General features: G+C 44.0%; 15 protein-coding genes and 1 pseudogene. 9 read left to right on the top strand and 7 right to left on the bottom strand.

Annotated features, from left to right (window positions below):
* The first annotated feature begins 27 nt into the window (after positions 1-27).
* From ACINLD_RS12795 to ACINLD_RS12780, 4 genes are all read left to right on the top strand, one after another.
* The gene (locus tag ACINLD_RS12795; RefSeq protein ID WP_077735811.1) at positions 28-2226 is read left to right on the top strand and encodes a glycoside hydrolase domain-containing protein; all 2199 of its coding nucleotides are present in this window, start codon (positions 28-30) and stop codon (positions 2224-2226) included.
* A gap of 98 nt (positions 2227-2324) precedes the next feature.
* Entirely contained in the window at positions 2325-2792 is a 468-nt protein-coding gene (locus tag ACINLD_RS12790) for a hypothetical protein (RefSeq protein WP_003178521.1), read from the top strand.
* Between the two features lie 36 nt (positions 2793-2828).
* Complete coding sequence (locus tag ACINLD_RS12785) at positions 2829-3275, top strand: hypothetical protein (protein WP_026585688.1); 447 nt, start codon at positions 2829-2831, stop codon at positions 3273-3275.
* A gap of 63 nt (positions 3276-3338) precedes the next feature.
* The gene (locus tag ACINLD_RS12780) at positions 3339-3818 is read left to right on the top strand and encodes a hypothetical protein (RefSeq protein WP_026585687.1); all 480 of its coding nucleotides are present in this window, start codon (positions 3339-3341) and stop codon (positions 3816-3818) included.
* 17 nt (positions 3819-3835) lie between these two features.
* On the opposite strand, the gene ACINLD_RS12775 is transcribed toward ACINLD_RS12780, so the two are convergent.
* Both ACINLD_RS12775 and ACINLD_RS12770 read right to left on the bottom strand, forming a co-directional pair.
* A complete protein-coding gene (locus ACINLD_RS12775; RefSeq protein WP_026585686.1) occupies positions 3836-4096 on the bottom strand; it encodes a YiaA/YiaB family inner membrane protein in 261 nt (86 codons plus the stop codon).
* Between the two features lie 149 nt (positions 4097-4245).
* Positions 4246-5880 carry a Na/Pi cotransporter family protein gene (locus ACINLD_RS12770; protein ID WP_026585685.1) on the bottom strand — a complete coding sequence of 545 codons (1635 nt, stop codon included), beginning with the start codon at positions 5878-5880 and terminating at the stop codon, positions 4246-4248.
* A 223-nt stretch (positions 5881-6103) separates the two neighbouring features.
* Here ACINLD_RS12770 and ACINLD_RS12765 point away from each other — a divergent pair, with 223 nt between their 5' ends.
* Positions 6104-6610 carry a DUF1648 domain-containing protein gene (locus tag ACINLD_RS12765; RefSeq protein ID WP_026585684.1) on the top strand — a complete coding sequence of 169 codons (507 nt, stop codon included), beginning with the start codon at positions 6104-6106 and terminating at the stop codon, positions 6608-6610.
* Positions 6611-6672: 62 nt separating this feature from the next.
* Positions 6673-6783 (top strand): annotated as a pseudogene (locus tag ACINLD_RS12760) (DUF2798 domain-containing protein); the annotation flags it as partial.
* A gap of 85 nt (positions 6784-6868) precedes the next feature.
* Here the strand turns inward: ACINLD_RS12760 and ACINLD_RS12755 are convergent.
* The 4 genes from ACINLD_RS12755 to ACINLD_RS12740 all read right to left on the bottom strand — a co-directional run bounded on the left by ACINLD_RS12755 (position 6869) and on the right by ACINLD_RS12740 (position 11756).
* Positions 6869-7510: a DUF4396 domain-containing protein gene (locus ACINLD_RS12755; protein WP_026585683.1), complete on the bottom strand. Its 642-nt coding sequence runs from the start codon at positions 7508-7510 to the stop codon at positions 6869-6871.
* Positions 7511-7612: 102 nt separating this feature from the next.
* Positions 7613-10273 carry an MMPL family transporter gene (locus ACINLD_RS12750; RefSeq protein ID WP_077735812.1) on the bottom strand — a complete coding sequence of 887 codons (2661 nt, stop codon included), beginning with the start codon at positions 10271-10273 and terminating at the stop codon, positions 7613-7615.
* Positions 10270-10725 carry a MarR family winged helix-turn-helix transcriptional regulator gene (locus ACINLD_RS12745; RefSeq protein WP_026585681.1) on the bottom strand — a complete coding sequence of 152 codons (456 nt, stop codon included), beginning with the start codon at positions 10723-10725 and terminating at the stop codon, positions 10270-10272. Before ACINLD_RS12745 ends, ACINLD_RS12750 begins: the two co-directional genes overlap by 4 nt.
* Before the next feature lie 155 nt (positions 10726-10880).
* Positions 10881-11756 carry an SDR family oxidoreductase gene (locus ACINLD_RS12740; protein WP_410207026.1) on the bottom strand — a complete coding sequence of 292 codons (876 nt, stop codon included), beginning with the start codon at positions 11754-11756 and terminating at the stop codon, positions 10881-10883.
* Between the two features lie 256 nt (positions 11757-12012).
* Here ACINLD_RS12740 and ACINLD_RS12735 point away from each other — a divergent pair, with 256 nt between their 5' ends.
* Positions 12013-12750, top strand: a complete 738-nt coding sequence (locus tag ACINLD_RS12735) for a sulfite exporter TauE/SafE family protein (RefSeq protein ID WP_077735814.1) — start codon at positions 12013-12015, stop codon at positions 12748-12750.
* 112 nt (positions 12751-12862) lie between these two features.
* Positions 12863-13519 carry a GntR family transcriptional regulator gene (locus ACINLD_RS12730; protein WP_077735868.1) on the top strand — a complete coding sequence of 219 codons (657 nt, stop codon included), beginning with the start codon at positions 12863-12865 and terminating at the stop codon, positions 13517-13519.
* A gap of 34 nt (positions 13520-13553) precedes the next feature.
* On the opposite strand, the gene ACINLD_RS12725 is transcribed toward ACINLD_RS12730, so the two are convergent.
* The gene (locus ACINLD_RS12725; protein ID WP_256860245.1) at positions 13554-14174 is read right to left on the bottom strand and encodes a nitroreductase family protein; all 621 of its coding nucleotides are present in this window, start codon (positions 14172-14174) and stop codon (positions 13554-13556) included.
* 434 nt (positions 14175-14608) lie between these two features.
* Between ACINLD_RS12725 and ACINLD_RS12720 the strand changes: the two genes are divergently transcribed.
* Positions 14609-16048 (top strand): pyridoxal phosphate-dependent decarboxylase family protein, encoded by a 1440-nt coding sequence (locus tag ACINLD_RS12720; RefSeq protein ID WP_077735815.1) that lies wholly within the window; start codon positions 14609-14611, stop codon positions 16046-16048.
* The last annotated feature ends 13 nt before the right edge of the window (positions 16049-16061 follow it).

The following is a 16061-nucleotide window of genomic DNA, read 5'->3' as shown; positions in this document are numbered from 1 at the left end:
CACTAATAAAGAAAAGAGGGATCATTTATGGATCAAATGGTGTTGAAAACGCAGGAATGGCTAAACAAAACCTACAGCGGAAAACACGGTTACAACAAGGTTGAAGAGAACGGTAAACCAAGCTGGGAGACGATTTACGGTTTAACGAGAGCATTGCAGATTGAGTTAGGCATCGCAGAGCCCGCTGACAATTTCGGACCGGCGACAGAAAGTAAGTTTGTTCCGCTAAAAAAGCAGGAGAAAACTGAAAAACCGACAAACTTAAATTATATTCTGCAAGGTGCTTTTTGGGTGAAAGGAAAAGGATTTAATCCCGGCGGATTAACAGGCAACTTCTTTGAGGGTACAGAGGATGCCGTGAAAAGATTTCAGAAAGCCGCGGGCCTGGCTAAACAAGACGGTGTTGTCACAGCACAGCTCATGAAAGCACTGCTCAACATGAGCGCTTTTACATTGGTTCGAAACGGTGATACAAAAATTCGTCAAATTCAGCAAAACCTAAATCGGGATTACAATCATTATTTCGGACTCATGCCTTGTGATGGTGTTTATTCCCGAGAGACAAATAAGGCGCTGATTTATGCTTTGCAAAAAGAAGAAGGCATGAGTACAAGTGTGGCAAACGGCTTTTTTGGCCCAGGTACAACAAGCAAATGTCCGACACTCAAACCAGGTGATTCAAGAACCAAATTCGTGCTGATTCTTCAATACGCATTATATTGCAACGGCTATCCTTCGGGTGATTTTGACGGTGTTTATGATGCGGAAGTCGAATCTGCCGTCTCACGTTTTCAAAGCTTCATGTGCTTGCCTGTAACGGGAATTGCCAACATGGCGACGATCAAAGCATTATTGGCAAGCTCCGGCGATACTTCACGTGCTGCCGCGGCCTGTGACACTGCCACGATCCTAACGGCCGCCACTGCAAAAACTTTACGAAGCAACGGATATAAAGTGGTCGGCAGATATTTGACAGGCAATGTGCGGACAAGCAGCGGGCTTCAATCAAAAGCGATGACACCTGCCGAGCTTTCAATCATCTTTAATGAAGGTTTGAGAGTGTTTCCGATTTATCAGGACGGCGGCTACGAATCCTCTTATTTCGTACCAAACCAAGGAACAACAGATGCGTATGCCGCTGTCAACGCAGCGCAAGGATTAGGCTTCCCATCCGGCACCACCATTTATTTTGCCGTTGATTTCGACGCTTATGATTATGAAGTCACAGACAAAATCATCCCGTATTTTAATGAAATCAGAGCAGTGTTTGACAAAATGCAAAGCATTCCGAATTCGCCAACATATAAGATCGGCGTGTACGGGCCTAGAAACATCTGTATCAGAACAGCCGACGCCGGATTGACGGAATACAGCTTCGTCGCCGACATGTCAACCGGCTTCAGCGGCAACCTCGGCTACACGATGCCGCAAAACTGGGCCTTTGACCAATTCTACGAATATTCAATCGGCACAGGCAGCGGCGCCATCGGTATTGATAAAGACGCTTATTCTGGCAGAGACAAGGGAACAGCTAATGTCACCCCGTCGTCAGATCCGGTCTATGACGCACGAGTAAGAATGTTGAGAAATGTTTTGGCAAATATCCCGGCACTGAGCAGTATTTCTGAACTATTTACAACAATGTTTATTTTTGATAAAACTGAGACAGTTTACGAGTCTCTATACTTAGATATTACGTTATCTACTTCACTGAGATTTAAAAAGCCAAGTGAAACATCACCGGGCACACTACAAGTTAAAAACGGAAAGGTCGGAGCATCCATTACCGAAGTATTAGGAAACTCAAAAACATCATTGAGTTCTTCACAAATTCATTCGTATGATGAGCTTTTAAAGAATATCGGCTTGTCGGTTCGTAACGGATATATCATGGTAGACGTTTCACCTTCTGTTGAATCTTTGGATCTTTCATTAACGATATTCAGCGATGAAATTCCGGTAGTCGATGGTACAAAAACTGAAATGTCGGCTACAATTACCTTTAAAATTAAGAAATTATATGTCTCACCTAACAAACCAGTTGCAGCTCCTGTAGAAGCGTTACCAATCGATTGGGGAGCAATTGGGGTTGCAGTCGGAGGATTTATGGTAGCTGCTGTGGGTGTAGCAGCTGTTGTCATAGCGGGAATTGCAGCACCTGAAATCGCTATTGGCACGGCAGTGTCCGCTGTGTTATTTGCAATATTTGGTGAAACGACTGATTAATTTGTTTATTTAATGAAAACTGCATAAATACATAATATAATGTATTTATGCAGTTTTTCCAAATCTTTAATATATAAAATATCGTGGAGGTATTCATATTGAACACAGACAAACAAGTATTCATTGAAACGCAGAAAACAGCCAAAACCCTTAAAACTTACCGCGATAAGAGCGACGAAGAGCTATTAGCCTTTCTCGCTAAACAAGATTCACTGACCTTAAATCAGCTGAAAGTCTATTACTCAGATCCTTCATTTGCGCTTCATTATTTCATCAGTGCAGCATTTTTCAGTATAATATTGGCTTCGTTCATAACTGCAATTCTTTCTGGTCAAGCAGATTCGATATTCCCTTTCATTTCCGGCATCTCCATTATAATATTAGCTGTCATATTTACGGGGTGTTTATTCTGGGTGCTTAAACAGCTTGTCATCCTGAAAAAAAAGCCGATTCAATTCATTACACACTTTTCCAAGAAAGCCGAGTTTGCACGTATCGTAAAAATGATTGATTATGTTTTACAACAAAAATACAAAAAGGCATTAAAAAATATACCGAACCAATAAAATCTCATGTTTTTTATGAATAGGAGTGACAATCCAATGAGAAACGAAAAACAATTATTTCAAAAAGCTGAACATACAGCCAAACTCCTTGAGTCTCACAAAAGTGACGAAGAGCTGCTTACATACCTTGCAAATCAAGAATCTGTTACATTAAATCAGCTAAAAATCTATTTTTCAAATCCAAGTTTTACATTAACGTATTTGATTAAAGGGATTTTTTTTAGCAGTATGACTGCTGTCATTATGGCGACCTTTTTATCTGGTCAGATCTCCTCCCTCAACCATGGTCTTTCAAGGCTATTTTCATTCTTCTTCATGTTCTATCTGATCTTCTCTTTTCTTTGGATCGTCAAGATGCTGATCTCCTCGCGAAAAGGACCGATGCAAACAATCCTGCACTTCCAAAAAAGAGCGGAATATTCCAGAATCACGGGTATGATTGATTTTATTTTAGATGAACGTTTTAAAAAAGATTTTGATTAAAAAGCAGAGAAACATTACCTCTGCTTTGGTTGGTCTATTAAACAAAAAAGAAGGACAAAAGACATGCAAACAGACAAACAATTATTCGAAGAAACAAAACAAACGGCTGAAGCTATATTGTCATCGAAAGCTGAAAACGATGAAGAGCTGATGGCATACCTCGAAAAACAAGATTTATCCACGTTAAACCGGCTGAAAGTTTATTTTTCAGGTCCAACGCTTAAAATCAGCCACGTGATCAAAGCTTCGCTTTATAGCTCCATTACCGCCGGCATTATGACTGCTATATTTTCTGGTCAAGTCGTCTCCATTTCATATGACATCGAGCATACTTTTTTTCCTTTGATATTAACCATATTACTTTTAGCCAGCTCCATCTGGGTGTTCGGCACGATCACTAAATCGCAAAGAAACAAAGACCAAAACTTTTTACACTTTAGAAAAAAATCAGACCATGCAAAAATCATCGGGATGATGAATGTCATTCTGGAAAATAAATATAAGGATATGTTAACCATAAAAAATAAAGAAGGCATCCTCTGATGCCTTCCCTCATCATATCACTCGCCACTAGACATATTCTGTCTTCTCTCCTGCTCGGCGATGATTTCATTATCTTCCGCATTGTCTCTCGTTACTTTCTGCGTCAAAATCGCACCGACCGCAACGAGAATCATCACAGCGATGTAATAGCCTTTTTCATTGAGCTGCAAGTTATCGGCGTTGTAAAGACCGATGCCGAACAAAAAGACCCCCGCAAAAAATGTGAAATATGACATGACTGTAAATGCCGTTGTGTTTCTTTTTCTGTATTTCTGCATCTTAATACCTCCTAAAGAATACAACTATTATACTTGATTTACATCTCCAGAAGAAGAATGATCTTCCTTTTCACACACAATTTAGTAAAATTGTCACACCGTGATCAAATAGGCCTATGCATATAAAAAACCGGGGATATCCCCGGTTTTTAATGCTTTTCGATTCCAAGAACAGCTTCTGCAATATTGACGGCATGGTCGCCGATTCTTTCCAGGTTGCTGGTGATATCGACGAAGATCACGCCGGCTTGTCCGCTGCATAATCCGTCGTTTAAGCGAAGAATATGCTTTTTGCGAAGCTTGCGTTCCATTTTATCAATTTGATTTTCTTTTTCGATGACACTTCTTGCAGCTTCTTCATTATTTTCGCCAAGTGCGGTGATGGACTCCTTAACGGTAGAAATCGTCAGATCAAGCATTTCCGTTAAATCGGCCATCGCTGCTTCGGAAATTTTCACCCGGTTGGATTGCTGGTACTCACCAAGCTCAACCAAGTTTTCGAAGTGGTCGCCGATTCTTTCAATGTCTCTGACGGTATCCATCAACTTATGATGTTCTTCAGATTCCTGTTCAGAAAGCGTAGTGGCTGACAGTTCGATCAAATAATCCGTAATCTTCCGGTCCAAATTGTTGATCGCATCTTCTATCTGAAATGCGTTTTGTGCATGCTTTGCCTGTTTTGTATTTAAAAATTCCTTTGTTTCCTCAAGCCCTTTTACCGCAAATTCACCCATCCGCAAGACTTCTTCTTTCGCCTGGCCGAGAGCGATAGACGGTGACTGCTGAATAAACAGCGGGTCAAGATGTGTTGCTTTATAATCGACGACCGAGTCCTTGCCTGGAATTAGCTTTGTGACAATAAAAGCCAAGACACCGACGAACGGCAGCTGAATCAGTGTGTTCGACGTGTTGAAGATCCCGTGGGCAAACGCGATCATCATCTTAGGGTCAAGCCCTAAAGAAGATTGAAGCATGAGGATCAACGCTGTGAAAGGCTTTAGCAAGATCAGGAAAATCGTTGTTCCAATCAGGTTGAACAAGACGTGAACGGCAGCCGCCCGTCTTGCAGCGACGGAAGCGCCAAGCGATGCCAATACAGCGGTAATCGTCGTTCCGATGTTGTCCCCGAACAGTACAGGCAGAGCGCCGTGAATATCAATTAATGAATCGGCAAACAACCCTTGGAGGATACCGATGGTTGCACTTGAACTTTGGACAAGAACCGTGAACAGAGTGCCGATAAGCACGCCAAGAACAGGGTTCGTACTCATGCTGACCGTTAAATCATGAAAAGCTTCAAACGTTCGAAGCGGCTTCATTCCGCTGCTCATCAATTCCAAGCCATAGAAAAGCGCACCAAATCCAAACAAAACTTGTCCGAGGTTTTGAAATTTTTTGTTCTTAAAGAAAAATAGCAAAAACGATCCAATGGCGATGATCGGCAGCGCATACGCACCGACATCAAAACCGATGATAAATGCCGTAACCGTCGTTCCGATGTTTGCCCCCATAATGACGCCGATCGCCTGGCGAAGGGTCATAAAGCCGGCGCTGACGAGACCGACAGTGATAACGGTCGTGCCGGAACTGCTTTGAATTAAAACCGTGACAATAATACCTGCCAAAACCCCCATCAGAGGGTTGCTTGTAAAACGATCTAAGATGTCTCTCAGCTTATCTCCTGCTGACTTTTGGAGCCCATCTCCCATAAACTTAATACCTAAAAGGAAAATACCGAGGCCGCCAATAAATTCAAAAAGCAATTTCTGCACATCTATTTCCAAAGTGTTACCCTCCTAATTCGACATAAATCAACAAACATGTATGATTATGATGGAGATTAAAGCTTATGTAAACGATTCATATTTAAAATTTACAATAACTTAACATTAGCCCTTTTGGATTTACATTCTCTTAACATTACCCACTTCCGAATAAAAATACGATGTGGATTGATCAGAACTTTTGGATGAGTAAACCGTATATCAAAACAAAGGGGGACACGATATGCCACATTCAACCGACGGTTCAAACATCAAAATTCCGAAAACGAAAAGCGAACGGATTTGCGATGGAATTGGCTATCTCTTTTACATTGGATCGATTATTTTTTTGATCGCCGTTTGGGGAACGCTTCCCGAACAAGTGCCCGTACATTACAATGCTCTCGGTGACATCGATCGCTGGGGATCGAAGTGGGAGCTCCTTATTTTACCCGGAATCGGATTCTTTATCCTTCTGTTCATGCAATTGCTTGAGAAATTCCCTGAGATGCACAACTACCCCAAACGCCTGAACGAAAAAAACGCCGGACAGTTTTATTTGCTCAGCCGAAAGCTGGTCAATCGAATCAAAAACGCCTGTTTCATCATTTTTTCCCTCATCTTATTTGAATCGGCATCGATTGCTTTGCGATGGGGAAGCGGATTTGGCGGATGGTTTCTTCCGGTGATCATACTCGGCATCGTCATACTTATCGCAATAAGCGTCATTCAGCAAAAAAAGATCAAATAATGTTCGCTACTATTCGTTCACAAACTTATGAGACACGATCGCGATTTGGTACAACAGCACCGGCCTATATGGCAATCGTTCTGAAAAACTTTGTCCTGGCTTATCCGCTGCAGCTATTCATTATGGGGCCCTTAGTCAGAAGTCTCTTCACTAGGTTTTTTCAAAGCAAGCTCAGGCGGCGCCTCATTAAAAAAAGACACGAGCGGCCCCGAAGGAACACCACCGCAAAAAGGCGGGCTTTCATGCCCGCTCCCTTTTTTACATCACATGCTTAATCCCTTTTTTCACTAGGTACCAATTGGCTGGATAGCTGGTGAAAAAACCGATGATCATGGCGATTTGCATCATCAGCCAAAAAACAGGGCTGTCCGGTTTCGGACTTTCCGCAAAGAATACAAAGTGCACAAGCGCCATCCAGCCAAACATCCCAATCTCAAACGCGATTAATGACCATGTATCCGCTTTAAGGGCGGCTGATAAACGGCTTTTCCCATGGGCGCCCATACCGTAGTATTGAAAGACGATCCCAAGAATAAACGCCAGAATAAATTCGACTGCAAACTCTGCAAACAGCATGCTCCCCAAAACAGTCCAGCCAAGGAGATAAACAAGAGGAGCGCCGATCAAGTCTCCTAATGAACAGCCGCTCGTGCAATGCGTCGTTGATATGAAAACGCTTTGCCAAAACGGTTTATGATCATTTCCCGCTTGTTCAGTTTGTCTTCCCAATGAATCGTACGCCCAAAAACCGATAATCGGAAAATATAAACCAGTCACCGGCCAGACAACATTCATGATCGGCAAATGCTGCGGTCGCCTGATGACATCTATTGTGATCACGGCTGCCTGAACAAGGCCTATGGCGATTCCTATATAAGAAAACATCTCTAGAACGGCCATATATGATCCCCCCACACTTCAACCTTCTGAGAAAACCATACCCGGAAGGCTTCCATTTAAAACACAAAAAAAGTGATGGACATGATCCACCACTCTTTTTTCTTATTCAATTGTCTTTTTCCTGCCGAACGGCCACCAGTTCCCTTCTCCAAATGTCACAATCAGCGCCGGAATCAACAACGGAAGGATGATGAGTCCGTAAAGCAGAAGACCGACAATCACAACGGTAGCCACTTGCATGAGCGTATTGACCCCTGACGGCATCATCGCCGCGAATGTGCCGGCCAAGATGATCGCTGCTGTTATAATGACAGAGCCCATCTTGCCCATTGACTTGACGATGCCTTCATGGATGCCGAGGTGCACCTCTTCTTTGAACCGATCGAGAAGGAAGATCGAATAATCGATTCCTAAAGCAATCAGAATCACAAAGCTAAAGAACGGCACAGCCCAGCTGACTCCGTCATTTCCCAGAAGATCAACAAACATGAACTCCGTGATCGACATCGACGTATAATACGTGATAAATAGAGATGCAATCATATAGATCGGCATAATCATAGAGCGGAACAAAATGGTCAATACTAAAAACAGCCCAATGATCATAATGACCATCGTCCGGGACAGGTCCGTTGTGGAGATGTCTTTTAAATCCGCGTTCTGGCTCGATACCCCGCCGTATACAATATCCGCATCATCAAAAGGTGTGCCGTCAGCCGCTTCATTCACGACTTTTTTAATCTGATTGACGGTCGCAATCGCCTGTTCTGAATAAGGATTGATGTCTAGGACGACGCTTAATTGAACACCTTTGCCATCTGAAAACGAGTAGTTGTTAATCGATTTTTTAAAATCTTTGTTTTTCATCACTTGTTCGGGAAGGAATATGCCTGTGTCCTTCACCGCAGAGCTTTTGCTCATGTTCTCCAGCATGTCAGCGGATGCCGTCACACCATCGGTGATTTTCACAAGACCGTCGTTTGCGCTCTTCACACCGTCCGCCAGCTGGCCGAGACTACCTGTTAAAGCGCCGGCTTGCTTTTGCTGTGACGAGAGCTCGCGGTCGGCTTGCTCAAGCCCGTTTTGAATCTGTCCCAGCTGTCCGCTGATGGCCGTCAGCTGCGGCACCGCTTGTGAGACATCGCCTGTTTGGGCCATCTGCCCGCTGACGAGCTGAAGCTGGCTGTTGATTTTCCCCAATCCATCCGCCGTATCAGCAAGCGAGCCGCCGGATGATCCATTTGCTGATGAACCGCCCGTTTGCCCCGCGATTTTTCTCAGCCCATCTTCCACAGTTGTTAGACCGCTTTGAACATCAGCAAGTCCTTTTGTTGTTTGATCCAGGCCGTCTGATACGGCTTTCAGCTGGTGATCAATACTTAAATCTTCTATTTCTGTTCCAGTCGGCTGTGTGATGGTCATGACCGAATCAACATGCTCGACTTTCTCGATCGCTTTGCTGATGTTTCTGAGATAGGGGATCGTTTCCGCCGTCGTCAGCTTGTCATCCCCTTTGATGACGACATTGACAGGAAAAGCTCTTCCTTCGCCAAGACCTTCTTTAATCGCCTCCAAGCCTTTAACCGATCGATAGCTGCTGCTAATCTCTGAAGTCGAGTCAAAGGAGATTTGATCATCATGCGTCAGCATAAACGGCACGGTTATGATGGCTGTGATCACGAGAAACAGGAATGGCCGCGCCACCGAATGCCTTCCAAGAAAAGCCCACAATCGATTATCATGATGAGAAAGAACCTTTTTGGACGGCCAAAATAATTTATCGCCAAGTGTTGCCATAAACAATGGCAAGAGCGTATACAAGATGATCATCAAGACGCCGACTCCGACGGCGACGCCTACAGCGGATTGGAAGACGGCAAACTTGGCAAATCCCAAAACGGCAAATCCGATCAATACGGCAAAACCGCTGATAAACAATGTTTTCCCCGCCGTACGGTAAGCGATCAGCGTCGATTCGACCTTGTCATGTCCGTTGGCCAGCTCTTCGCGGAAACGCGTCAAAAGCAGGATGCAATAATCCGTCCCAATCCCGAACAAGATGGCGACGAGAAACGTTTGCGTAAAGGTCGAAATCGGAAAGCCAACATTGTCGACTAAAATCGCTAATAAGGATTGGCTGATCAAATAGGAAAAACCGACAACAATAATCGGAACGAAAGGCGTGACCACTGAACGGAAAACGACCAGAAGCAAGCCGATAATCAAAATGACCGTGATGACTTCCGTTTTCTTCAGCCCTTCTTCTGAACTGTGGGCAAAATCCTGATTGATAAGGGACGCTCCCGTAATATAGGCGGTCATATCATCGGGAACCATTTGATACATACGATCCGCCATTTTTTCCACCTGTTGATCAGACCCCGTCACCGTTACAGGAATGAGGACCGTTTTCCGATCCTTTGACATCAATTGATCGCGGATCTGCTTGTCGCCTGACAGAGGAGATGTGACACCTTCCACTCCATCAATCTTTTGAATTTGGTCTATGAATTCCTGCATATTCTCTTTTTCATTTTTCTTTAAGGCATGATCCAGCGCAAAGACAACACTGACCGTGTTGTTGTTTTCCCCGGCGCTTTTGAGAATATCCTTCGCCCTCTCGGAGATGGAATCAGCCGGAAGCTGAGCCTGCCCCTTTTCATTGGCGAGCTCGGTCAAGTTTGGCGAAAATATGCTCAATATGACCGTCAACGCTAAAACAACCGCCGCGATGATCCACTTACTTTTGACGATAAATCTCATGGCGTGTGGTCTCCTTTAAATTTATTCTTTAAAATTTTGAATATTTCAATAAAAGCGTCCAAATGTTCCTCATCTGTATCATCAATCAGTTTTCTTAATGATTGAAAAACGGCTGAATTTAATTCTTCCATCATTTTTTCGCCTTTTTCCGTTATGTTGATCAGCTTGGATCGTTTGTCACGATTGACTTGCGAATCATCCCATTCGACAAACCCTTTTTCCAGCATTTTCTTCAATCTGTTGGATATAGCGCTTTTATGTACGTTTTGGATGAGCGCCAAACTTCCAGGTGAACAAGGTCCTTTGATTTTCAGAATCGTCAGCAGGTCAGCCTGTTCCCTGGAGATGTGCTGAAAGACATCGTCATTGATTTCACGCTGTACAAACTCCGTGCCTTCAAACAATACCTCTGCAAACAGATCGATCGCTTGACACAACTTTTTTTCATCCAACATTTTCACCTCTGTATTGGTTTATACCTCTAAACTTTATTCATAATGAATATAGTTTATACCTGTAAACTATATGATGTCAACTGGATGTTTAGACATAAAAAAAGAGCCTGAAGTTTTACAGGCTCTCTTATTGTTGCGGAGGACAACGCCGCTTATAACTTTGTCTCAGACATTCCAGCAACGATTTGCGCAAGCGCTTCTTTTATCGGAGTCAACGGGCGGCCAAGGACGTTTTCGAAGTCATCGCTCTCGACTGCAAGTGTGCCTTCGCGAATCCCTTTTTGGATGTCGACAAGCATCGGAACAAGGAAATCGGGTAAACCGGCGTTTTTCATCACTTCGGCATAGCCGGCGTCGTCAACGTGTTGAAGCGGCACTTCTTTGCCCAATACTTCGGACAGGACGGACACCAGTTCATCTTGCGTCAATAAGCGGCCGGAAAGCTCATAGACCGTGTTTTCGTGTCCGTCTCCCGCAAGCACTGCTGCCGCTGCGTCTGCATAATCCTGCTGCAGCGCCCAGCCCACTTTGCCATTGCCGGCCGATGTTACCCAAGGTGCACCTGCCAGAACGCCTTGGATGCTTGAGATTTCGTTTTCCAAATACCAGTTATTGCGCAGAAAGGAATAAGGAATTCCCGTTTTTAAAATGGCCTCTTCTGTCGCCTTATGCGTCGGCGCCGGGAAGTTTTCGCTTTCTCGCGCATTCGCGATGCTCGTATAAGCGATGAATTGAACCCCGGCGCGCTCTGCGGCAGCTACCGCATTGCCGTGCTGCCGAATTCTTGTTTCATTATCGCCATCCGCAGAAATCATCAGCAAACGGTCGACACCTTTAAACGCGGCATCCAATGTTTCCGGCTGATCAAAATCTCCATGGCGCACATCCACCCCGCGCGCTTTTAAGCTTTCCGCTTTTTCCGGATTGCGGACGCTGACCGCCAGCTGATCCACCGGTACAGTTTCCAGCAGTTTTTCCGCAATTTTTGATCCTAATTTTCCAGTTGCCCTCGTTACTAGCATTTTCATTTCAAATTCCTCCTGAATGTTTTAACCTCTATCTGTAACAAAATTTGTTACACTTTATGTAACTATCATAATTACAAATAGGCTGCTTTGTCAACAGGAATGTCCTTTAACTTGGAAGTAGACGACATATGCCCTCTCGGCCGTCTTGTCAATATGGAAATAATAGAGTAAGATGTTGTTATTGATTTTGGTCGACTGTATACCGTCGACCATTAGATTGCACGAAATCAGGTATTCATAAAGGAGAAGAAGGAACATGTTGATTGTGCTCGTTATGTTTTTATTAGGTCTTGTGCTTGGCTTTGTCGGAGCCGGCGGAGCCGGATTCGTTATCGCACTGTTAACGATGCTGTTTCACATTCCGATTCATACAGCGTTGGGAACGTCTCTGGCCGGCATGGCTTTTACAAGTTTATCAGGCACGTACAGCCACTTTCGCGAAGGAAATATCAAGCTGAAAATCGGCTTAACCGTCGGCTGTTTTGCTGCAGCCGGATCCTTTGGAGGGGCTAAGCTGACTTCTCTTATACCTTCAAGTTCATTGCATTATATGACCGCAGGAATGTTATTTTTATCAGCCATCCTGATTTTAATCAGATTGTTCTTTTTGAAAGCAAAAGAAGCTACCCAGGAAACGAACCTTGCCTTTTGGATCAAGGCCAGTTTATTGGGAATCATGGCCGGCATTCTGTCCGGAACGTTCGGAATCGGCTCTGCGCCTTTTATTCAAATCGGGTTGATGATGATGCTGAACCTGTCGATTCGCCATTCCGTAGGAACGACGATGCTCGTCATTATTCCGCTCTCGTTAGGCGGAGGGGCCGGCTATATTTCAGAGGGATTCGTCGATTATATTCTATTGCTCAAAATCTTGGCCGGTACGATGTGCGGTGCATATGTCGGGGCTAAATTCACCAATGTCCTGCCGAAAGCCGTCTTGAAATCAGGTTTATTTTTAACTCCTGCCGTTTCAGGGTTCATTCTCTTGTTTTAATTCAGTGCCCGGCTTGCAGCCGGGCATTTTGTTTATCCTGCACTTGCAGTGGTTATAGTGGGAGATAACGAAGGAACCTGTGGTAAAATACGAAATGAGAACGAATACGAGGATGAGAAGCGTGATTGAAAAACCAAAACCGTTTTATGAACAATCCTACCACGCGATTAAGCGAATGATTTTTGAAGGGAAATTAAAACCCGGTGAACGAATCGCCGAAGCGAAGTTAGCCAAAGAGCTCGGCGTCAGTAAAAGCCCTTTAAGAGAAGCGATCAGGGTTCTGGAAAAAGAGGGGCTCATCGTCATCGACTCAAGAGTGAAGGTCTATCAGCCGACAATAAAGGACGTTGAAGAAATCTATTTTTGCCGGATGGCGCTTGAATCATTCGCTGCGGGATTGACGACAAGAATTGCAACGGCAGAGGAACTGAAAACGATTGAAGATATTTTACAAAAAACGGAAGAAGCCATCCTTCAATCCAAGGATCAAAACACAATTATCGAATTAAATGATACATTTCACGACTTAATTATCCAATATACACAAAACAATCTATTGCGGAAACAGCTCAACGATTTGGAAGGGTTAATTTATTATTTCCGCATTTTGAATTTTCAAGGAGAAAAACGGGCTGAAGCCATTTTGGAACAGCATCGCGAAATTTTTCACCATATGAAACAAAGAGACGATGAGCAGGCATCAAAAGCGATGATCCGCCACCTTCAGCTTGATCTTGACCACTTAGTCGAAGTGCTGTCTCATCAATAAAAAGGGCGGCCTTTCTTACGGCCGCCCCCTATTTTTAATAGAAAGAAACAAATTCATTAACCGGCTTGCGATATCCTCTCAAGCGTCGGCTGCTTTCTTTTTCTTTGCCGATCGTTATCATGAGGACGATTTCATGTGTATCCGGGATCTCTAGCAACTCGCGGACCTGATCGCTGTCAAATCCGATCATCGGACACGTGTCCCATCCCCGGTTCTTGGCGGCGAGCATAAACATCATCGCAGAAAGAGAAGCATTGCGAATCGCCTCTTCCTTCATGAATTGCTCCCCTCGCGACTCGTAAAAATCGGTATTGTTTTCGATCATTTCCTGCAGCTCAAAGTCCTTAATAATTCCTAGATCCCTCATGCCTTCATTGATTTTTTCCGTTTGCCGGTAGGCGTAGCGGTCTCCCGTCACTAAAATCACAGCAGAGGCTGAATGCACTTTATATTGGCCATTCGCAGCTTCCCTGACTTTTTCTTTTAAATCCTTATCCAATACCACTTTATACTCTGCATGCTGCAAATTGAACGCCGAAGGCGCTAGCTTGATATCCTCAAAGATAGGCTCCAAATCTTTCACCGTGATTTGAACATCTTCCAGAAAATTATTTGCAGAGTGGCGCGTTTCGATAAGCTCGTTAAATTCCATTATCAAAAACTCCATTCATCTATCCTTTTGCATAAATTTCCTTACTTATATGATCGGCGATAAGCTCCCGATTGTTTAGAGACGCTCTCGAAAATGGAGGAATGAATCAAAGAGAACGCGTTACAATCGGAAACCGCCGGGTAGTGTCGGGCTTCTGTTGATAGACATGTACAAATGCCTTGTGACCGGCGCTATTGCAGCTTCTGTCATCACACTTTCGTTCAGCATGAAGGTAAAACTGAGAGGGGTAACTTACCTTAACTATCACATTATGTAATATCATAATGCGCTCAAACGAACTCAGAAATAACTTTGTATGATAACTTGTTCATTTTATTTGTTCTTCGACCCTCGTATTACTCATCAATCAACCATGATACGCCAAAATCAAAATGCTATAATTGAGAAAAAATGTGAAAGAAAGCAGCGTGTGAACTATGCAGCCATCCTTTTTGCCCAGTAGCGCTTTTATTGATCCAAATGGCCAGAATATTAAGGAAATCTCAATTCTTGTTGATCAAATCGTCAAATTCGTCATTGAGCACGCAAGAAGCGCCGGGAATCACCGCACTTTGCCTTCCCCGGAACCATCGCATTACGGCAATATACCCGAGACTGGGGTCGAATTAGAAGAGCTTTTAAAAAAGTTGCAGGCGATTGTAAAAAGCTCCATGAATCCTCTAAGCCCGAATTATATGGGTCATATGGATTCCATTCCGACTCTAATGTCTTGTCTGGGCGAATTCGTCAGCACTTCAGTGAACAACAATATGCTGAGCCTGGAAATGTCGCCTGTCTTTTCAAAAATGGAAGTACAGCTTATGGGCACCATCGCCCGTATGTTTGGATACGATGATAACTCAGGGGGCGTGATGACAAGCGGCGGGAGCCTCGCGAATCTTCAAGCGCTTGCAGCAGCGCGCAATCATCAATTAAAGGTAAAGGAATCGGGATTATTCGATCTTTCCGAACAGCCGGTCATCTTTGCTTCAGACGTCAGCCATACTTCCTTGCATAAAGCAGCGATGTTGTTGGGCCTCGGTACCTCCAGCATTATCCCAGTGAAAAGCAACAGAGATTCGAAAATGGATCTTGACGATTTAAAAAAGAAAATCAGTCAGGCAAAAAATGAAGGCAAGTTGCCATTTGCGATTGCAGCCACGGCCGGAACGACGGTCACAGGAAGCATCGACCCCATTCGATCGATCGCTGACATCGCAAAGGAAAACGGATTGTGGCTGCATGTAGACGCAGCGTACGGGGGAGCACTCATTTTTTCAGAAGCTTACCGCGACAAGCTGAACGGTATCGAAATGGCCGATTCCATCACATTCAATCCGCAAAAATGGATGTACATTGCAAAGACCTGTGCAATGGTTCTATTCAAGAATCGCGGCGTTTTGGAAACCGATTTTCGCATTTCCGCCCCATATATGAACGAAACCGACTTTACAAACCTGGGTGAAATAAGCGTTCAAGGCACCCGGCATGCGGATATCCTAAAATTATATTTATCGCTTCAACACATCGGATTAAAAGGATACAGGGAGCTGTTGCATGGAAGCCTTGCATTAAAAGATGAGTTTATCAATCAAGTGAAACAGCGCCATTATCTCGAACTGTCCGGCGAGCCGGATACAAACGTTGTCTGCTTTAGAGGCATCCCGCAGGGCCTTGATGAAGCTCAAAGGGATAACTGGAATCTCAAATTGCAGCAGTTTTTGTTGAATGAAGAAAACGTCTTCTTTTCATTGCCTGCATTTAGGGGAAACCGCTGGCTCCGGGCCGTTTTGTTAAATCCTTTTATCTCAAATACCCTTATTCAAAGGGTATTTGAAAAAATTGATGAGTTTTATGCTCAGGGGATATCGCGTTAAATGAATAAACAGA

It is taken from the genome of Bacillus sp. z60-11, assembly GCF_046464135.1.
Lineage (GTDB): Bacteria > Bacillota > Bacilli > Bacillales > Bacillaceae > Bacillus > Bacillus sonorensis_A.
Note: the sequence above shows the minus strand (reverse complement) of the source record. Positions and strands in the feature narration are given on the sequence as shown.